Annotated in this window: 17 protein-coding genes; 14 read left to right on the top strand and 3 right to left on the bottom strand. The window is 61.0% G+C overall.

Going from position 1 to position 15,090, the window contains the following annotated elements:
* Positions 1-92: 92 nt before the first annotated feature.
* The gene (locus ABIB27_RS05375) at positions 93-1,769 is read right to left on the bottom strand and encodes an APC family permease (RefSeq protein WP_354253644.1); all 1,677 of its coding nucleotides are present in this window, start codon (positions 1,767-1,769) and stop codon (positions 93-95) included.
* A 309-nt stretch (positions 1,770-2,078) separates the two neighbouring features.
* The gene (locus ABIB27_RS05380) at positions 2,079-2,486 is read right to left on the bottom strand and encodes a cupin domain-containing protein (RefSeq protein ID WP_354216073.1); all 408 of its coding nucleotides are present in this window, start codon (positions 2,484-2,486) and stop codon (positions 2,079-2,081) included.
* 479 nt (positions 2,487-2,965) lie between these two features.
* Here ABIB27_RS05380 and ABIB27_RS05385 point away from each other — a divergent pair, with 479 nt between their 5' ends.
* The 4 genes from ABIB27_RS05385 to ABIB27_RS05400 all read left to right on the top strand — a co-directional run bounded on the left by ABIB27_RS05385 (position 2,966) and on the right by ABIB27_RS05400 (position 6,370).
* Positions 2,966-3,346 (top strand): cupin domain-containing protein, encoded by a 381-nt coding sequence (locus ABIB27_RS05385; RefSeq protein ID WP_354216074.1) that lies wholly within the window; start codon positions 2,966-2,968, stop codon positions 3,344-3,346.
* Between the two features lie 72 nt (positions 3,347-3,418).
* Complete coding sequence (locus ABIB27_RS05390; protein WP_354216075.1) at positions 3,419-4,819, top strand: trimethylamine monooxygenase; 1,401 nt, start codon at positions 3,419-3,421, stop codon at positions 4,817-4,819.
* Positions 4,820-5,069: 250 nt separating this feature from the next.
* A complete protein-coding gene (locus ABIB27_RS05395) occupies positions 5,070-5,657 on the top strand; it encodes a TetR/AcrR family transcriptional regulator (RefSeq protein WP_354216076.1) in 588 nt (195 codons plus the stop codon).
* A gap of 350 nt (positions 5,658-6,007) precedes the next feature.
* A complete protein-coding gene (locus tag ABIB27_RS05400) occupies positions 6,008-6,370 on the top strand; it encodes a cupin domain-containing protein (RefSeq protein WP_354216077.1) in 363 nt (120 codons plus the stop codon).
* Positions 6,371-6,538: 168 nt separating this feature from the next.
* On the opposite strand, the gene ABIB27_RS05405 is transcribed toward ABIB27_RS05400, so the two are convergent.
* On the bottom strand, positions 6,539-7,144 hold the full coding sequence (locus ABIB27_RS05405) for a TetR/AcrR family transcriptional regulator (RefSeq protein WP_354216078.1): 606 nt from the start codon (positions 7,142-7,144) through the stop codon (positions 6,539-6,541).
* 120 nt (positions 7,145-7,264) lie between these two features.
* Between ABIB27_RS05405 and ABIB27_RS05410 the strand changes: the two genes are divergently transcribed.
* The 10 genes from ABIB27_RS05410 to ABIB27_RS05455 all read left to right on the top strand — a co-directional run bounded on the left by ABIB27_RS05410 (position 7,265) and on the right by ABIB27_RS05455 (position 15,032).
* Positions 7,265-7,780: a cupin domain-containing protein gene (locus ABIB27_RS05410; protein ID WP_354216079.1), complete on the top strand. Its 516-nt coding sequence runs from the start codon at positions 7,265-7,267 to the stop codon at positions 7,778-7,780.
* 201 nt (positions 7,781-7,981) lie between these two features.
* The gene (locus tag ABIB27_RS05415; protein WP_354216080.1) at positions 7,982-8,284 is read left to right on the top strand and encodes an urease subunit gamma; all 303 of its coding nucleotides are present in this window, start codon (positions 7,982-7,984) and stop codon (positions 8,282-8,284) included.
* Positions 8,285-8,294: 10 nt separating this feature from the next.
* Positions 8,295-8,624: an urease subunit beta gene (locus ABIB27_RS05420; RefSeq protein ID WP_354216081.1), complete on the top strand. Its 330-nt coding sequence runs from the start codon at positions 8,295-8,297 to the stop codon at positions 8,622-8,624.
* Positions 8,621-10,366 (top strand): urease subunit alpha, encoded by a 1,746-nt coding sequence (gene ureC / locus ABIB27_RS05425; RefSeq protein ID WP_354216082.1) that lies wholly within the window; start codon positions 8,621-8,623, stop codon positions 10,364-10,366. The genes ABIB27_RS05420 and ureC overlap by 4 nt, the downstream gene beginning before the upstream one ends.
* A 9-nt stretch (positions 10,367-10,375) precedes the next feature.
* The gene (gene ureE, locus ABIB27_RS05430; RefSeq protein WP_354216083.1) at positions 10,376-10,858 is read left to right on the top strand and encodes an urease accessory protein UreE; all 483 of its coding nucleotides are present in this window, start codon (positions 10,376-10,378) and stop codon (positions 10,856-10,858) included.
* Positions 10,839-11,519: an urease accessory protein UreF gene (locus ABIB27_RS05435; RefSeq protein WP_354216084.1), complete on the top strand. Its 681-nt coding sequence runs from the start codon at positions 10,839-10,841 to the stop codon at positions 11,517-11,519. Before ureE ends, ABIB27_RS05435 begins: the two co-directional genes overlap by 20 nt.
* Before the next feature lie 12 nt (positions 11,520-11,531).
* Positions 11,532-12,149, top strand: a complete 618-nt coding sequence (gene ureG, locus ABIB27_RS05440) for an urease accessory protein UreG (protein ID WP_354216085.1) — start codon at positions 11,532-11,534, stop codon at positions 12,147-12,149.
* Positions 12,146-13,060, top strand: coding sequence for an urease accessory protein UreD (locus tag ABIB27_RS05445; RefSeq protein ID WP_354216086.1), 915 nt, complete (start codon positions 12,146-12,148; stop codon positions 13,058-13,060). The genes ureG and ABIB27_RS05445 overlap by 4 nt, the downstream gene beginning before the upstream one ends.
* Positions 13,060-14,106 (top strand): HoxN/HupN/NixA family nickel/cobalt transporter, encoded by a 1,047-nt coding sequence (locus tag ABIB27_RS05450; RefSeq protein ID WP_354216087.1) that lies wholly within the window; start codon positions 13,060-13,062, stop codon positions 14,104-14,106. The genes ABIB27_RS05445 and ABIB27_RS05450 overlap by 1 nt, the downstream gene beginning before the upstream one ends.
* Positions 14,103-15,032: an urea transporter gene (locus tag ABIB27_RS05455; protein WP_354216088.1), complete on the top strand. Its 930-nt coding sequence runs from the start codon at positions 14,103-14,105 to the stop codon at positions 15,030-15,032. Before ABIB27_RS05450 ends, ABIB27_RS05455 begins: the two co-directional genes overlap by 4 nt.
* The last annotated feature ends 58 nt before the right edge of the window (positions 15,033-15,090 follow it).

A 15,090-nucleotide genomic window follows, 5' to 3' on the forward strand; every position in this document is an offset into this window, starting at 1 on the left:
TTCAGTACGACGACGACGAACCCGTCGCCTCCGATCCTAGAGCCATGTAGAACTGCCGTCCGCGCTTGGTCCAGAATCCTGCACCGTCGACTTCACCTGGATGTTGGAACTGTTTCCAGGTCTTCGGCATCGTTATCCGAATCATTGTCCAAAGAGCTCACAACAGCATCTACTTCGTCATTCCTGCGCCTCGATTCGTGCTGCGAATACAACCAAATGGGAATGTACAGCGACAATACGAGGAAGCCGAGCCAGGTTGAGGTCCAGCCGATTTCCTGGCTGTTCAGGTAGACCACGCCGATCAGGCAGAGGGGCAGATTGAACAGGCCAAAGATCATGGCGACATGTTTCCAGCCCTTGGGTGCTTTGAAAGGCCGTTCCAGGTTGGCGAAGGCCGGGTGCTTTTTGGCCTTGACGTAGGCGAACAGGCTGATGCCGTTGGCGCAGGTGTAGCCAATGGCGGCGGCCGCAAGAATTGCAGCAAGGGATCCCATGGAAATCAGGACCATGTTGAACGCCGCGGTGACGAGCAAGGCAATAAAGGGGGTTCCGTGGCGATTGGTTTTGCCGAAGACCCTGGGAAGATTGCCTTCCGTGGTCATGGAGTGCATGGCGCGGGAGGAGCCCAGGTAAGCCGTCTGGATGATGAGGATCATGGCGGCGATCAGCATGATGATGGTAATGATTGAGCCGGCTTCCCCGAAGACCGCCTTGGCCACCGGAATGAGAGGCGATACAGGCTCCGCCATCACACCTTCAACACCAAGCACGCCGATGACTGCTGCCTGCACCAGAACATACGAGAGAAAGCAGATAGCGCCGCAGGCGAACAATGCTTTCGGGACATCTTTGGACGGGTTTTTGTATTCGGGGGCGTAGATGGCTGCCGTTTCCCAACCGCAGGCACTCCACTGAGCAATCGCAAAGATGCCAAAGAGAATCAGGACGTGGTGCATGTCCCACACCCAGTCAGCAGGCCACCAGTTGCCGGTGATATTGGCCAGGTCAACGTGTCCGGTAGCAAAAGGCGCCACAGTAAGGATAATCAGCGGTATTAGGGAAACAGCAGCCAGGATGTAACCCAGGATGGCGCCGTCCTTGAGGCCGAACCAGTTGACGATGAACAACCCGGTAAAGATCACCGCACCGGAGATCAATGAGAGCTGAAACTCGGTGAATGTCTCGGCCAAAGCCGGAAACAGTCCATGCAGGTAGCCGCCGACCAGGATGGCGAAGATCGCCAGGACGGGGTTCCATGCAAACCAGTAACTCCAAGCGGAGAAGCCGCCGATCAGCTTTCCCTTGTCGTACTTGCCCTTGTAGTTTTCGGTGCGAAATACATGCTGGGCAAAACCTGGCAGGCCGCTGGCCTTGGGAAAAGTGGTAGCCATCTCAGCATAGGCAGCGTTCTGTATGAAGCCCTGGATGACCGACAACCCCCAGACCAGGATTGCTGCGGCGGCCATATACATCGGCAGGTAGCCAAGGGAGGGCAGAATCAACAAGGGGACGCCCAGTGCTATGGCCAAACCCTGCTTCCAGTTGATCGACCTTTCCAGGTGGTCAACACCCTCCGAAATATTTTTACTCATAACTGTCTCCTTAGACGACAAGTCGTCTGGTCTGTGAGGCTGGATAGAGAAGCTCTTGAATATTTTGGCGGCCGTGGGAATATTCCGGCGCCCGCCGTTATGGGACAGCTCGCAGTGCCAGACCGGATTAATCCGCCTCAATAAAGATTCATGCCATCCTTGATGGTTTACTGCCATGTAAAGGTGGAAATCTCAACGCATTTGCGCGCTTAGGGCGGCAGGCCAAGATTGATATATCTTTATGTCTTTTACGGCTCGACAAACCATGCGACTGCGATTGCAGTTGCATGTATTACCGCGGCGAGGGTTTGAATTATGTCGCGTGCATCTTCGCGCACTGGCCTCAGGGCGGAGAGGATTCGCAGAAATGCAGAAGCACTTGTTGGGCGAACGGGTGTGGCGATCGTGGCCGAAGGCGGCGTGCAGGCATCCTGGTGAGGGTCCCGCGGGCGCCGCGTGTGGAGCGGCTGTGGAAGTGTCTAAGGCTCAAATTTCGTAGTACCGGAAGGAGTGGGACTTCGCGCCATCGGGGTTGGGTCCGTAAATAGTAACCATCCGGGCGTAGACGGGTGCCCAGTACCGGCCAAGTTGACCGGGATTGACGCGTGCTGAGTCACCGGGCCTGAGGACGACAGTCTTGCCCTCGGACTCTATGTAGAGCTCGCCTTCCACGACGAAGTTCGTTTCGCTGTGAGGGTGGAAGTCCTCCCAGCCGCAGGCTTCCATTTCCCATTCCGAGAGGCGGAAGTCATCCCATGGGCCGTCGGGATTCGCGTTGATAAACCTGCAGCGCAGTCGCGGCCACTCGTCCTTCATGACCTGCATGGTCTTCGCTGACCAGAAGTCGATAGTTTCCCCCGTCGTCAGTGACGGGGGCTGGGTTGTTGTGGTCATAGTCTTTCACCGTTCTTCAGTTGGAACCTGCTTGCGGAACGTATCGGTGAATCTAAAATCAAGTGCATCAACGTGATATGGATCACGGATTTGAATACTCTGACATTGACAAGCGTCCCAGTCAAGGGTCCATGAGAAGGAATGTGGACGTTTGTGGGCGGGGGGATCTGAGGATCAGTTTTGCAAAAGACTCCCTGCAACAAGTTTTCCTGAACGATTGACTTGCACGGCCGTTCATGTAAAAGTCAGTGGAGCGAGCAGACGTGATTCACTTCATACCGCACGGTTCAAAGAGGAACTCAGCCGGTCCGTTGCGAATCAATAATGTCGCATTTGCAGCTATTCCTCCCGGAGCCATAACCCGGTTTCAGAGACCACTTCAATGCATTCCTCATGCGCCAAAAGTGCAATTCCCTATGGACATTTATGCCCTCATGAACAGTTCTGAAGATTGTTCCACCCAATTCACAGGAGAAACCATGGAAACCACCCTCGTAGGAACACTGAGCAAGGCCGGCTCCATCCACAAAGTAGAAAACGGCTTCACCGCCCTGCCGTCGATGAACGAGCCAGGGACGGACGCCGCGATCGGCGACTCCCTCCACAACCCCGAGGGCTCGGTCATGTGCGCCGGCTTCTTCGAGCTGAAGGCTTCCGAGCCGCTGGTGTACACCTACACCTACGACGAGATGAAGGTCGTCATCAAGGGCGAGTTCATCCTCACGGACCAGACCACCGGCGAAGTCACGCACGCCAAGGAACGCGACGTGCTGTTCTTCCCCAAGGGCACCACCGTCAAGTTCGAGACGCCCGAGTACGGCCTGGGGTTCTTCGCCGGCGACCGCACCTTCAACCCGTAAGGACCATCAGCGCAACCCAACTCACTACGCCGCATACCGGCGGCCCATGAAAATTTGGAAGAGGAGAGCAGCATGACACTTCGAGTCGGAATCATCGGTGCAGGACCCAGCGGCATGGCACAACTGCGGGCATTCGAATCAGCACGCCAGAAGGGGGCAGAAATCCCCGAAATCATGTGCTTCGAGAAGCAGGACGAGTGGGGCGGCCAGTGGAACAACAGCTGGCGAATTGGCCTGGATGCCCACGGCGAGCCGGTTCACTCCAGCATGTACCGCCACCTATGGTCCAACGGCCCCAAGGAATGCCTGGAGTTCTCGGACTACTCCTTTGACGAGCATTTCGGCCGTCCTATATCGTCCTTCCCGCCACGCGAGGTTCTCTTCGACTACATCAAGGGCCGCGTGGAGAAGTCCGATGTCCGCAAGTACGTCCGGTTCAACAGCGTCGCACGGCACACCAGCTACAACGAGGCCACGCAGGAATTCACGCTGACGGTGGAGGACCTCAAAACCAACATCACTGAGACGCACGTGTTCGACAAGCTGGTGGTCGCGACTGGACACTTCTCCGTCCCCTCGGTCCCTGAGTTCAGGGGCGTCAAGACATTCCCGGGTGAAGTCCTGCACGCCCATGATTTCCGCGGAGCCGAGCGGTTTTATGGTAAGAACCTGCTTATGATCGGCAGCAGCTACTCTGCTGAGGACATTGGCATGCAGTCCCACAAGATGGGCGCTGCGTCCATTACCCTGAGCTACCGCACTACCCCGATGGCCTATGACTGGCCGGAGAACACGGTGGAGCGCCCGCTCGTCACCCGCTTCGAAGGCCGCACCGCACACTTTAGCGACGGCACCCAAGGCGACTTTGACGCCGTCGTGCTTTGCACCGGATACCAGCACAAGTACCCGTACCTTCCCAGTGAGCTGTCGTTGAAGTCGCCAAACGTGCTGTACCCGGGCAACCTCTACAAGGGCGTTGTGTGGCAGCAGAACACCAACCTGTTCTACCTGGGTGCGCAGGACCAGTACTACACCTTCAACATGTTCGACGCGCAGGCCTGGTTTGCCCGCGACGTTATGACCGGAGTGATTGACATTCCGTCCCTCGCCGAGCGCGAGGCGGACATCCAGCTTTGGCTTGAGCGCCAGGACGCGCTGCCGAATCACGATGCCGAGGCCGATTTCCAGACGGACTACCTGCGGGAGCTCATCGAGGCCACGGATTACCCGCCCTTCGACCTCGACGCTGTTTGCCAGTTGTTCAAGGACTGGATGCACCACAAGGAGACGGACATTCTGGGGTACCGCGACATGCTCCACCGGTCCGTGGTCACCGGCACCATGGCGACCAAGCACCACACCCGCTGGCTCAACGCGATGGACGACTCCATGCAGCGGTACTTGGACGGCCCGTCCCAGGATGTGGACGCCGGCTCGCCTGCCGCTGTGGACGACATCCTGGCCGCGCGGTAACTGGAGGCATACCCGTTGGCCAATCTAGAAAGGTTCTAGGTTCCGGCAGGCTGCCCTGACTATTTGGAGGGCTTCCGCGCTCCGGACCGTGTCCTGGCTGGTGCATGGGCAGCCGGGATACGGTCTCGGTGGTAACGACATCAAACCGCAAGGCCAGGCAAGATGAAGATTCATCGCGGTTGACCGAGCGGTAGTCTTTGGTTGGTTACCGCCCGCTGTGGCGGTAACCGTGGAGAGTGGAGAATGGGCCATGCGGGTAGCCGCTTCGGAACGAAAAGAGCAGCTGATCTCAGCAACGGTTGAACTTATGCGCCGTGAAGGTGTTCAGTCGGTGACAATGCGGGCCATTGCCAAGGAAGCTAATGCTCCCTTGGCGGCGGCTCATTATTGCTTTAGCGATAAAGACGAACTCATGGACAAGGCCGCCGAGGCTTGGTTAAAGAACCTGAGCCGTTTTTCCAGCGGCGTCCCGGTCCACTTGGGTCTGCGTACGGCTGTGGAAAAGGTGGCCGAAGGCTACTGGCGTGCATTGGAGGAAGAGCCGGCAAGCATCCTTGCTGAGATCGAACTCATTCTCTGGGCAACGCGAAATGCCGCCGTCAGCCCGCTGGCCGCGAAGACTTATCCGGCCTATGAAGTGGAACTGGGAGACATCTTTTCTTCCGCCGCCGAAAACAGCGGGGATCAGTGCCTCATAGGCTTTGCCACCCTGGTGAGGCTCTTTCTCACGATTTACGACGGCGCAGCCATCCAATACATGACCGACGCGAAGGCGACCGATCACCGCGCCCAGTTCTTCATGATGGTCGATGCGCTCCTGATCAAAGCCGGCGTCTGACCTCGATTTTTTCATGACAGTGGATGATGGTCGTTTAATGGACACATCCGGGACGTTTGCCGGAGCTCTTGCGGGCATCATCGGCCAGGCGGAGAATGTGCTTACTGCGGGCTCCATATCTCCACCGTTGTGGATATCGGGGCTTGCCAGCAGCCGTTTTTCAGGAGAAATCCGTGAACATTAACGCACCTTCGCTGCCAGCGCCGCCACTGCGTTGGCCGTGCATTGCGCAGGGTGTCTCCCCATCAGCCGCGGTTGCCGGCTCCCGACTGTCCTTCGGGACGTCGTGAGCCCCTGAGCAACTCCGGGACCCACCCCAAACAAGAGCTTTACCCCCTGTAGGAGTTGAAATGCCAAGTTTAGTTCGCAAGAGCCTGGATTCGCCCGAGGAGACCCGTCCCTTCGAAGGGGGTACCGGCCAGCTTCAACTCGTCAACCTCGATACGGGAGCCGTTGGCCGCGCTACCTTCCTGCCCGGGTGGCGCTGGTCCGAACACGTCAAGCCGATCGCGAAAACGGAGAGCTGCCAGGCATCCCACATGGGGTACTTCGTTTCCGGGCGGATGAAGGTAGTCATGGACGACGGCGAAGAGATGGAGTATGGGCCAGGCGACTTCGGCACCATGGCGCCAGGCCATGACGCCTGGACAGTGGGAGACGAACCCTGCGTGGTAATCGACTGGCAGGGATTCGCCGACTACGCCAAGCCCTGAGCACCCCCGCCCGAAACGACGAACGCCCCGTCCCAGCCCGCAGCAGCCTGATCACAGGTACATCCTTCTTTACCCCAGAACGCCCCGGCAGCCTTAAATCTGCCGGGGCGTTCTATGTCCTGCCGAGGCCTGAAGCACGTAGCTGTAATAGCGCGGCCGGGGCAGATGCTACCGCTGCAGCATCCTCTGGAGGTTCGTTCTTCTTCGGGTTGTTGCGCGCGACGCTGCTATCAGGTCCATCATGGCTTCCACGGCCTCCCGGTTGGAAAGCCCGTTGTCGTGGCAGAGGGACCGCCACGTCCAGAAGGAAACCGCATGCGCGACGACGGCGCGCAGCCGGCCGCTGCTGTCTGTCGCCGGAAACGGCTGAAGGAGCGTGTCGCGGAAAAACGCATCGCGCTCTTCGAGCTGTCGGTTGTGCCGCTCCGGAATGACCTCCCGATCGCCATAGATGCGCGTGAGCATCGGCTCGCCGCCGCGATAGAACCGGTAAAGATCCGTCAGGCCGGCCTGCAGGCGTTCCGCGGGGTCCGCGAGCTCGGACCAGGCACTCGGGTCCGGTAGCTGCTGCTGTGAGAGCCAATGCGAGGAGCAGGCAGCGAACAGTGCCTCGTCATCGGCAAAATGCCGGTAGACCGTCAGGCGCGTCACGCCGGCCTGCTTGGCGACGCCCGCAATGGTGGTCCGGGTTGGGCCTATTGAACCGTGCAGGGCAACCGCAGCGTCCACGATGCGCTGACGCGTAGTCTCCACCTGCTCGGCACGCTTGTTCATCTGATAAGTGCGGATTTTGGTTGATCGGTTCTGTTCATTCAAAGCATTGACGCCGGTTCCTGTGCGGTCGGATAATTCGCTATACACCATTGTATATCGAATGAGGAAAGGTGGCCTGTCATGGGCGCTGAGGAGGCTCCGCGGCTCACTGTCGTGGAGCCAGGGGAAGGACGCCAGGGCAGCCTCGGAAGTATTGGGGTTGTCTTCAAACTGTTCGGTGAACACACCAATGAGCAGATCTCCATCGTGGAGCACCCGTTCCCCGTCGGGGCATTGGTGCCGCCGCACCTGCATACCCGCGAGGACGAGTATTCCATCGTCCTTGCAGGCGAGATCGGATTCCGATCCGGTGAGCGCGAGGCGGTGTTAGGCGCCGGGGGCTACATCACGAAGCCGCGCGGCGAACTGCACACCATGTGGAACGCGGGCAAAGTTCCCGCGAGGATGATCGAAATCATCAGCCCCGCCGGATTCGAGCACTTCTTCTGGGGGCTGGCCGATCAGCTCGAACCCGGGGGACCACCCGATCCTGAGGCCATCGGCAAACTCGCAGCCGAATACGGTCTGCAGTTCGGCGAAGCACCATGGCTCCCTGACATCATCGCCCGGTACGGGCTGACTCCTCCGATGGGCTGACTCTTCCGCTGGGCTGACTCTTCCGCTGGGCTGACGGGCGCGTCGAGTGACAGCCGGGAAGCAAGCGGCATTTCTGAATTGCATGGCCTCGGCTTTAAGGCATATAACGGTATAGCTGCCCCGCACGTCCCCGGCTGTTCCAAGCCTTGGGTGATCAGACGTCCGGCTTCCGCGGCTCCGACCTTTCATAAAGGAGAAGTTATGCATCTTTTGCCACGTGAGCAGGAAAAACTCATGATCGTTATTGCCGCCGACCTTGCCCGGCGGCGGCAGGGCAGGGGGCTAAAACTGAACTTCCCCGAGGCCGTGGCCCTCATCAGTTACGAACTCATTGAGGGGGCACGCGACGGCCGGACCGTGGCGGACCTGATGAGCTACGGGACCACGCTGCTCACCCGGGACGACGTCATGGAAGGGGTGCCTGAGATGATTCACGATGTCCAGATCGAGGCCACCTTCCCCGACGGCACAAAGCTCGTCACCGTTCACGATCCCATCCGATAGGAGTAGGTCCATGATTCCCGGAGAATACGCCCTCAGGTCCGAACCCGTGACGCTGAATGCAGGACGTGACGCTACCGACGTCGTCGTCACCAACACCGGCGACCGGCCCATCCAAGTGGGCTCGCACTTTCACTTTGCCGAGGCCAACGCCGCCCTTGATTTTGACCGCACCGCTGCCTACGGCCGCCGGCTGGACATCCCTGCAGGCACCGCCGCCCGGTTCGAGCCCGGCGACAGCAGGCCTGTCCGGCTGATCGAACTGGCAGGCGACCGCGAGGTCTACGGCTTGAGTAACGCCGTCAACGGGCCGCTCACGAACGCTGAAGGAGCAAACAAATGAGCCTTGAAATTCCCCGCAAGCAGTACGCGGACCTGTACGGCCCCACCACCGGAGATGCCATCCGCCTGGCGGACACCGACCTGTTCCTCGAAATCGAAAAGGACCTCACCGTGTACGGCGAGGAAGTGGTTTTCGGCGGTGGCAAGGTGATCCGTGACGGCATGGGCCAGAACGGCCAGCTGACCAGGGATGAGGACGTCCCGGACACCGTGATCACCAACGCCGTCATCCTGGACTACACCGGCATCTACAAGGCCGACATCGCCCTCAAGGACGGCCATATCTTCAAGATCGGCAAGGCCGGCAACCCACAGATCTCTGACGGCGTGGACATCGTGATCGGCGCCAGCACCGAAATCATCGCCGGGGAGCGGAAGATCCTCACCGCCGGCGGCATCGACACCCACATCCACTTCATCTCCCCGGACCAGGTCCCCACCGCCCTCTGCAGCGGGATCACCACCATGGTGGGCGGCGGCACCGGCCCGGCCGAAGGCACCAAGGCCACCACCGTCACGCCGGGCAAATGGCACATCCAGCGGATGCTGCAGGCCGTTGAGGGGCTTCCCATGAACATCGGGCTGTTCGGCAAAGGCCACGCGTCCGCCGTCGAGCCGCTGGCCGAGCAGATCCGGGCAGGCGCCGTGGGGCTGAAGGTCCACGAGGACTGGGGCGCCACCACCTCCTCGATCGACACCTCCTTGAAGGTGGCCGACGAGTATGACGTCCAGGTGGCCATCCACACCGACACCCTGAACGAGTGCGGCTTTGTGGAGGACACCATCCGGGCCATCGACGGCCGGGTCATCCACACGTTCCACACCGAAGGCGCCGGCGGCGGCCATGCCCCGGACATCATCAAGATCGCCGGGCTCCCCAACGTCCTGCCGGCCTCGACCAACCCGACGCTTCCTTACACCCGCAACACCATCGAAGAGCACCTGGACATGCTCATGGTGTGCCACCACCTCAGCCCGGCCATCCCCGAGGACGTGGCGTTCGCCGATTCCCGCATCCGCGCCGAGACCATTGCTGCGGAGGACGTCCTGCAGGACCTGGGGATCTTCGCCATTACGTCCTCCGATTCACAGGCGATGGGCCGCGTGGGCGAGGTGGTCACGCGCACCTGGCAGGTGGCGGACAAGATGAAGAGGCAACGCGGCGTGCTGAAGGATCCCGACGGCGGGACGCACGGTGCGGCGAACGGTTCCGGCGAAGAGAGCGACAACTTCCGCCTCAAGCGCTATGTGGCGAAGTACACCATCAACCCGGCTATCGCGCAGGGCATGGCGGACTCCATCGGCTCGGTGGAGGAAGGGAAGTTTGCGGACTTGGTGCTCTGGGACCCGGCGTTCTTTGGCGTCAAGCCGGAACTGGTGCTCAAGGGCGGCCAGATCGCGTACGCGCTGATGGGCGACTCCAACGGCTCCATCCCCACGCCGCAGCCACGCACCATGCGTCCCATGTTCGCCACCTTCGGGAAGGCGCTGCAAAAGTCGTCCATCACGTTCCTGTCCAAGGCAGCGATCGAGGCCGGCGTGCCGGCGGAGCTGGGACTTGAGAAGGTCATCCGGCCGGTCTCCGGCATCCGCTCCCTGACCAAGGCAGACCTCAAACACAACGGGGCTACTCCTAACATCGAGGTTGACCCGGAAACGTACAAGGTGACTGTCGACGGCGAGGACGTCACCTGTGAGCCCTCCGACGTGCTGCCTATGGCCCAGCGCTACTTCCTCTTCTAGGAGCGGTTTGTGATTATCGAAAAGGTTTTAGGTAACCTGCACGAGCTGCCACCGGATTCGCGGGAGTATGCAGGCCTGCACCGGGAGAAGGTGATCCTGCCCAGCGCCGAGCTGGTTAAGCGGATCCAGCGGGTCACCACTGACCACGGCAAGGTGATCGGCATCCGCCTGCCCGCAGGTTCGGCGGACCTGCGGGACGGTGACATCCTGGATGTGGCCGAAACCAACATGATCGTGGTGTCGGTGCTGGCCACCGACGTCCTGGTCATCGCGCCCCGGTCCATCCAGGAGATGGGGATCGTGGCGCATTCCCTCGGCAACCGTCACCTGCAGGCCCAGTTCTTCGATGCAGGGTCCGAGTTTGGCTCCGAAGTCATGGTCTGTGCCTACGATCACACCGTGGAGGACTACCTCAAGCACGTCGGTGTTCCCTACGACCGGCAGGAACGCGTCATGCCCGTTCCTTTCCGCCATGCCGAACACTCGCACTAGCTACCAGCTCGCGCTCCAGCAGCTGACGGACTCAGCGCTCCCTACCGGGGCGTTTGCGCACTCGCTGGGGTTCGAGACGTACATTGAGCGCGGGCTGATCTCCGATGCGGACTCGTTTGGGCGCTGGCTCTCGGCGTTTATCGGCCAGCAGCTCACCTACTCCGACGGGATGGCCATTCGGCTGCTCTATGAGGGAAGTCCCGTCGCCGAGCTGGATCCTGTGCTCACGGCGCAGCTCCTTCCGCGGCAGGTGCGCGAAGCCGGCATCACGATGGGCGGCAGGCTGCTGGAGATCGGCGGCCAGGTTTTCCCGTCGCCTGAGCTGGCGGAGTACCGCGACCTGGTGGCCACAGGCCGCGCCGCAGGCCACCAGCCGCTGGCGTTCGCCGTCGTCGCCCGTTCCCTGGGCGTGCCGCTGGCGGAGGCACTCGGCGCGTACCTGTTCGCCACCGTCACGTCGCTGACCCAGAATGCGGTGCGCGCCATTCCGCTTGGCCAGAACGCCGGACAGCGGCTTCTTGGGCGAGCGGCCGGCGACGTCGCGGCCGCCGTCGAGCGGATCGGGCATCTGGCACCGGACGACTTCGGGGCCATGAGCCCCGGATTGGAAATTTCGCAGATGCGGCACGAGCGGCAACGTGCGCGCATGTTCATGAGTTAACAGGAGGACAGAATGACTGAACCCATCATTATCGGTATCGGCGGTCCGGTGGGGGCCGGTAAAACCCAGCTGGTGGAGCGGCTCACCCGTCACATGAGCGGTGACATTTCCATGGCCGCCATCACCAACGACATCTACACCATCGAGGACGCCAAAATTCTGGCGGCAAACGGTATCCTGCCTGAGGACAGGATCATCGGCGTCGAAACCGGCGGCTGCCCGCACACCGCCATCCGTGAAGACACCTCCATGAACACGGCGGCCATTAAGGAACTGAAGAGGCGCCACCCGGACCTCAAGGTCATCTTCGTTGAGTCCGGGGGCGACAACCTGTCCGCCACGTTCAGTCCCGAACTTGTCGACTTCTCCGTCTACATCATCGATGTGGCCCAGGGGGAGAAGATCCCCCGTAAAGCAGGCCAGGGCATGATCAAATCCGATCTCTTCATCATCAACAAGACCGACCTCGCCCCCCACGTCGGCGCCGATCTGTCCGTCATGGAGAAGGACTCCAAGGAATTCCGCGGGGACAAGCCGTTCTGTTTCACCAACCTGAAAACCGACGAAGGGCTCGACAAGGTCATCGAGTGGATCCGGCACGACGTCCTGATGCTCGATTTGGCCAAATGAGTACGACGGCATCCGGGCTTGCACCGGTGGTGGAGCTCATCGAGACCCAGGGATTTCGACAGGCTCAAGCACCGGGGGCCAGGGGTGTGCTTGAGCTCGTCATTTCCGAGCGCGGCGGCAAATCCATCGCCTCGCACCAGTATCATCAAGGCGCTCTTCGGGTGTTGCGGCCGCATTACCTTGATGACTCCGGGCAGGTTTGCTATGTCACGGTGAACCCGGGCGGCGCTTATCTCGGAGCTGACCTTTTTACGGTGGACGTTGAGGTGCAGGCGGGGGCCTCGTTGCTTTTGACGACGCAGTCGGCCACCAAGATCTACCGGACTCCTGACTCCTTTGCCGAGCAGCGGACGACCCTGCGACTCGGGGAAAACGCACAGCTGGAACTGGCGCCGGACCAGCTGATCGCCTACCGCGAGGCAACCTACCGGCAGAACACGCACATCACCGTGCGCCCGACATCGAGCCTGATCATGGCTGAGGTTGTCACTCCCGGCTGGTCTCCTGATGGCTCCTCGTTCAAGTATGAAGAACTGCGGCTGCGGAATGAGATCCACGTCTCCGGCCCTAACGGCATGCAGTTGCTGGCCCTGGACAACCTGCTCATCAGGCCGCCACTGGGTGATGTCACCGGGATGGGCTTCATGGAAGGCTTCAGTCACCTGGGCTCGCTGATTGTCGTAGACCGGCGGGTGGATCAAGCCCTCGCGGATGAACTTCACGCACTGACCGTCGGCTACGACGCCCACACCGGCGTGTCTTTGACCGCACGAAATGCGGGGACCACGGGTCTTGTCCTGCGGTCCCTGTCCAACAGCACCGGGGAACTCAACCACATCCTGGGAGCCTGCACAGGGCTGCTGCGCGAACGCTGGTACGGGCAATCACCTATGGACCTGAGGAAGTACTGATGGCCGCACTGACCCAGTTCGCCGTCATGTACCGCGAGCGGGAGACCCTGCCGCTCCGGACGCGCCTGTTCTTCACCTTCGGCGCGGTGGCCGCGCTGCATGCGGCCGCCGTCGTACTCCTGCTCGCGGGAACGTCATTCGCGGGCACAACCGGGCACCCGCTGGCGCTGGGACTGATCTTGACCGCCTACCTGACCGGCGTTAAGCACAGCTACGACTGGGACCATGTCGCGGCGATTGACAACTCCACCCGCAGGTTCGTTGCCCAGCACAAGAACCCTGTCAGTGTGGGCTTTGCGTTCAGCCTGGGCCACAGCTCCGTCGTTGTTTTGGCAGGGGTGCTGGTGGTGTCGGGTGCCTCTCTGGTGGGACAACTGATGGAAGGGGGCACCACCGGAAACCTGGTGCTGGGGCTGATCGGCAGTGCAGTATCCGGACTCTTCCTGCTGTTCATGGGTATCGTCAACGGCGCGGCCTTCCTCAGCGCCGCACAGTCCTACCGGAAGATGGCCAGGGGAGGTGACGTGGGGGAGCAGGACCTCGAAGCCAGGGGGTTTATGGCGAGGCTTCTAGCCAAGCCTTTGGCCAAGGTGGAGCGGCCGCGCAACATCTACGTGATCGGTTTCCTGTTCGGCCTGGGGTTCGATACCGCCACAACCGTCGGACTGTTGGTGATGACCACCGCAGCGACCGTGGCCGGCGTTTCTCCAATCGCACTGATGGCCATTCCGCTGGCCTTCACGGCGGCCATGACCCTGTGTGATTCCGTCAATGGGGTCGCCATGATGCGCCTGTACAAGTCAGCCATCGGGAACCCGCAGCGCAGGCTCGGGTTCAACACCGTCATCACTGGATTGTCGGCGCTCTCTGCTCTTTTTGTTTCGGTCATCACCCTGGGAGGTTTTGTCAACGGTGCATTAGGCGTGGACGGTGCGGCCGGATGGCTGGCTGGGATCGACCTCGGGAACGCCGGGCTTGCCCTGGTTGCTACGTTCGCCGCGGTGTGGATTCTTGCCGTTCTGCTGGGGCGGCGGCACGCCAAATGACCTCCTACTACATGCGTCCCGAAGTCGTCCGCAGCCTCAATTGGACCGCCGCTACCGCCCGGGGTTTAGGCCAGATCTACTTCCAGGCAAATGTCTGGACGGGGCTGACCGTGCTGGCCGGGTTCGCCATCGCCAACTGGCGGATGGCTGTCCTTGCGGTTGTGGGGCTGCTGTTTTCCACTTTAAGCGGAGTGCTGTGCCAGCGGAGCCGCGGCGAACTGGGCAACGGCTTGCACGGCTATTGCGGGGCCCTGGTGGGCGCAGCACAGTTCTCCGCTCTGGGCTTTACCTGGCCGGCCGCCGCGTTCGCCGTCGCCGGCGGCCTGGCCTGCGGCCCGGTCACCGTCGCGCTTGCGTGGCTGTTTTACCACCCTGCCATCCGAAAGTACTCGCTGCCCGTAACCACCGCGCCGTTCTGTATCGTCGCCGGGGTGCTTTTTGCCGTGCACGCCCCACTGCACGGCCCGCACACCGATCTGGGCGAGGTGCCTGAAAACATACTTGCCGACATGGGCCAGGCCATCCTGACCAATATTTCCGAAGTGGTGCTGGTCGACTCAGCCATCGCGGGCGCCGTTATCCTCCTTGGGTTATTCATCGCCCACTGGAAGGTGGCCGCCGCCGCACTCCTGGGCAGCGTCTTGGAGGCCGTCATGGACCTTGTCACAGGTTCCGATGTGCAGGCCGTGACCCACGGGCTCCTCGGCTATTCCGGGGTCCTGACGGCCATTGCGTTGGCGGCAGTCTTTTTGCGGGGCACGTGGCAACCTTGGGTTGCCGCCATTGTGGGCGTTGTCGTTTCTTCGGTGCTTGCCTGGGTGATGGGCCTGACGGCGCTGCCGGTTTACACATGGCCGTTCATCCTTGCTACGTGGTTCATGTTGGTTGTGCTCCACCACATTCCGGGGTTCAGTCCCCGGCAGTAGCGCCGTACGCTTAGCCGTACATCGACTTTCCGATGTTCGACGCGTCCGAACGGATCCG

It is taken from the genome of Arthrobacter sp. UYEF21 (genome assembly GCF_040546085.1).
In the GTDB taxonomy this organism is placed as follows: domain Bacteria; phylum Actinomycetota; class Actinomycetes; order Actinomycetales; family Micrococcaceae; genus Arthrobacter.

What these genes read in the sequence shown, in the direction of transcription:
- ABIB27_RS05390 (WP_354216075.1), top strand. Translation starts at nt 3,419, where the DNA reads ATGACACTTCGAGTCGGAATCATCGGTGCAGGACCCAGCGGCATGGCA.
- ABIB27_RS05380 (WP_354216073.1), bottom strand. Translation starts at nt 2,486, where the DNA reads ATGACCACAACAACCCAGCCCCCGTCACTGACGACGGGGGAAACTATC.
- ureC (WP_354216082.1), top strand. Translation starts at nt 8,621, where the DNA reads ATGAGCCTTGAAATTCCCCGCAAGCAGTACGCGGACCTGTACGGCCCC.
- ABIB27_RS05415 (WP_354216080.1), top strand. Translation starts at nt 7,982, where the DNA reads ATGCATCTTTTGCCACGTGAGCAGGAAAAACTCATGATCGTTATTGCC.
- ABIB27_RS05420 (WP_354216081.1), top strand. Translation starts at nt 8,295, where the DNA reads ATGATTCCCGGAGAATACGCCCTCAGGTCCGAACCCGTGACGCTGAAT.
- ABIB27_RS05455 (WP_354216088.1), top strand. Translation starts at nt 14,103, where the DNA reads ATGACCTCCTACTACATGCGTCCCGAAGTCGTCCGCAGCCTCAATTGG.
- ABIB27_RS05435 (WP_354216084.1), top strand. Translation starts at nt 10,839, where the DNA reads ATGCCGAACACTCGCACTAGCTACCAGCTCGCGCTCCAGCAGCTGACG.
- ABIB27_RS05405 (WP_354216078.1), bottom strand. Translation starts at nt 7,144, where the DNA reads ATGAACAAGCGTGCCGAGCAGGTGGAGACTACGCGTCAGCGCATCGTG.
- ABIB27_RS05445 (WP_354216086.1), top strand. Translation starts at nt 12,146, where the DNA reads ATGAGTACGACGGCATCCGGGCTTGCACCGGTGGTGGAGCTCATCGAG.
- ABIB27_RS05410 (WP_354216079.1), top strand. Translation starts at nt 7,265, where the DNA reads ATGGGCGCTGAGGAGGCTCCGCGGCTCACTGTCGTGGAGCCAGGGGAA.
- ABIB27_RS05395 (WP_354216076.1), top strand. Translation starts at nt 5,070, where the DNA reads ATGCGGGTAGCCGCTTCGGAACGAAAAGAGCAGCTGATCTCAGCAACG.
- ABIB27_RS05450 (WP_354216087.1), top strand. Translation starts at nt 13,060, where the DNA reads ATGGCCGCACTGACCCAGTTCGCCGTCATGTACCGCGAGCGGGAGACC.
- ABIB27_RS05375 (WP_354253644.1), bottom strand. Translation starts at nt 1,769, where the DNA reads ATGGCAGTAAACCATCAAGGATGGCATGAATCTTTATTGAGGCGGATT.
- ABIB27_RS05385 (WP_354216074.1), top strand. Translation starts at nt 2,966, where the DNA reads ATGGAAACCACCCTCGTAGGAACACTGAGCAAGGCCGGCTCCATCCAC.
- ABIB27_RS05400 (WP_354216077.1), top strand. Translation starts at nt 6,008, where the DNA reads ATGCCAAGTTTAGTTCGCAAGAGCCTGGATTCGCCCGAGGAGACCCGT.
- ureG (WP_354216085.1), top strand. Translation starts at nt 11,532, where the DNA reads ATGACTGAACCCATCATTATCGGTATCGGCGGTCCGGTGGGGGCCGGT.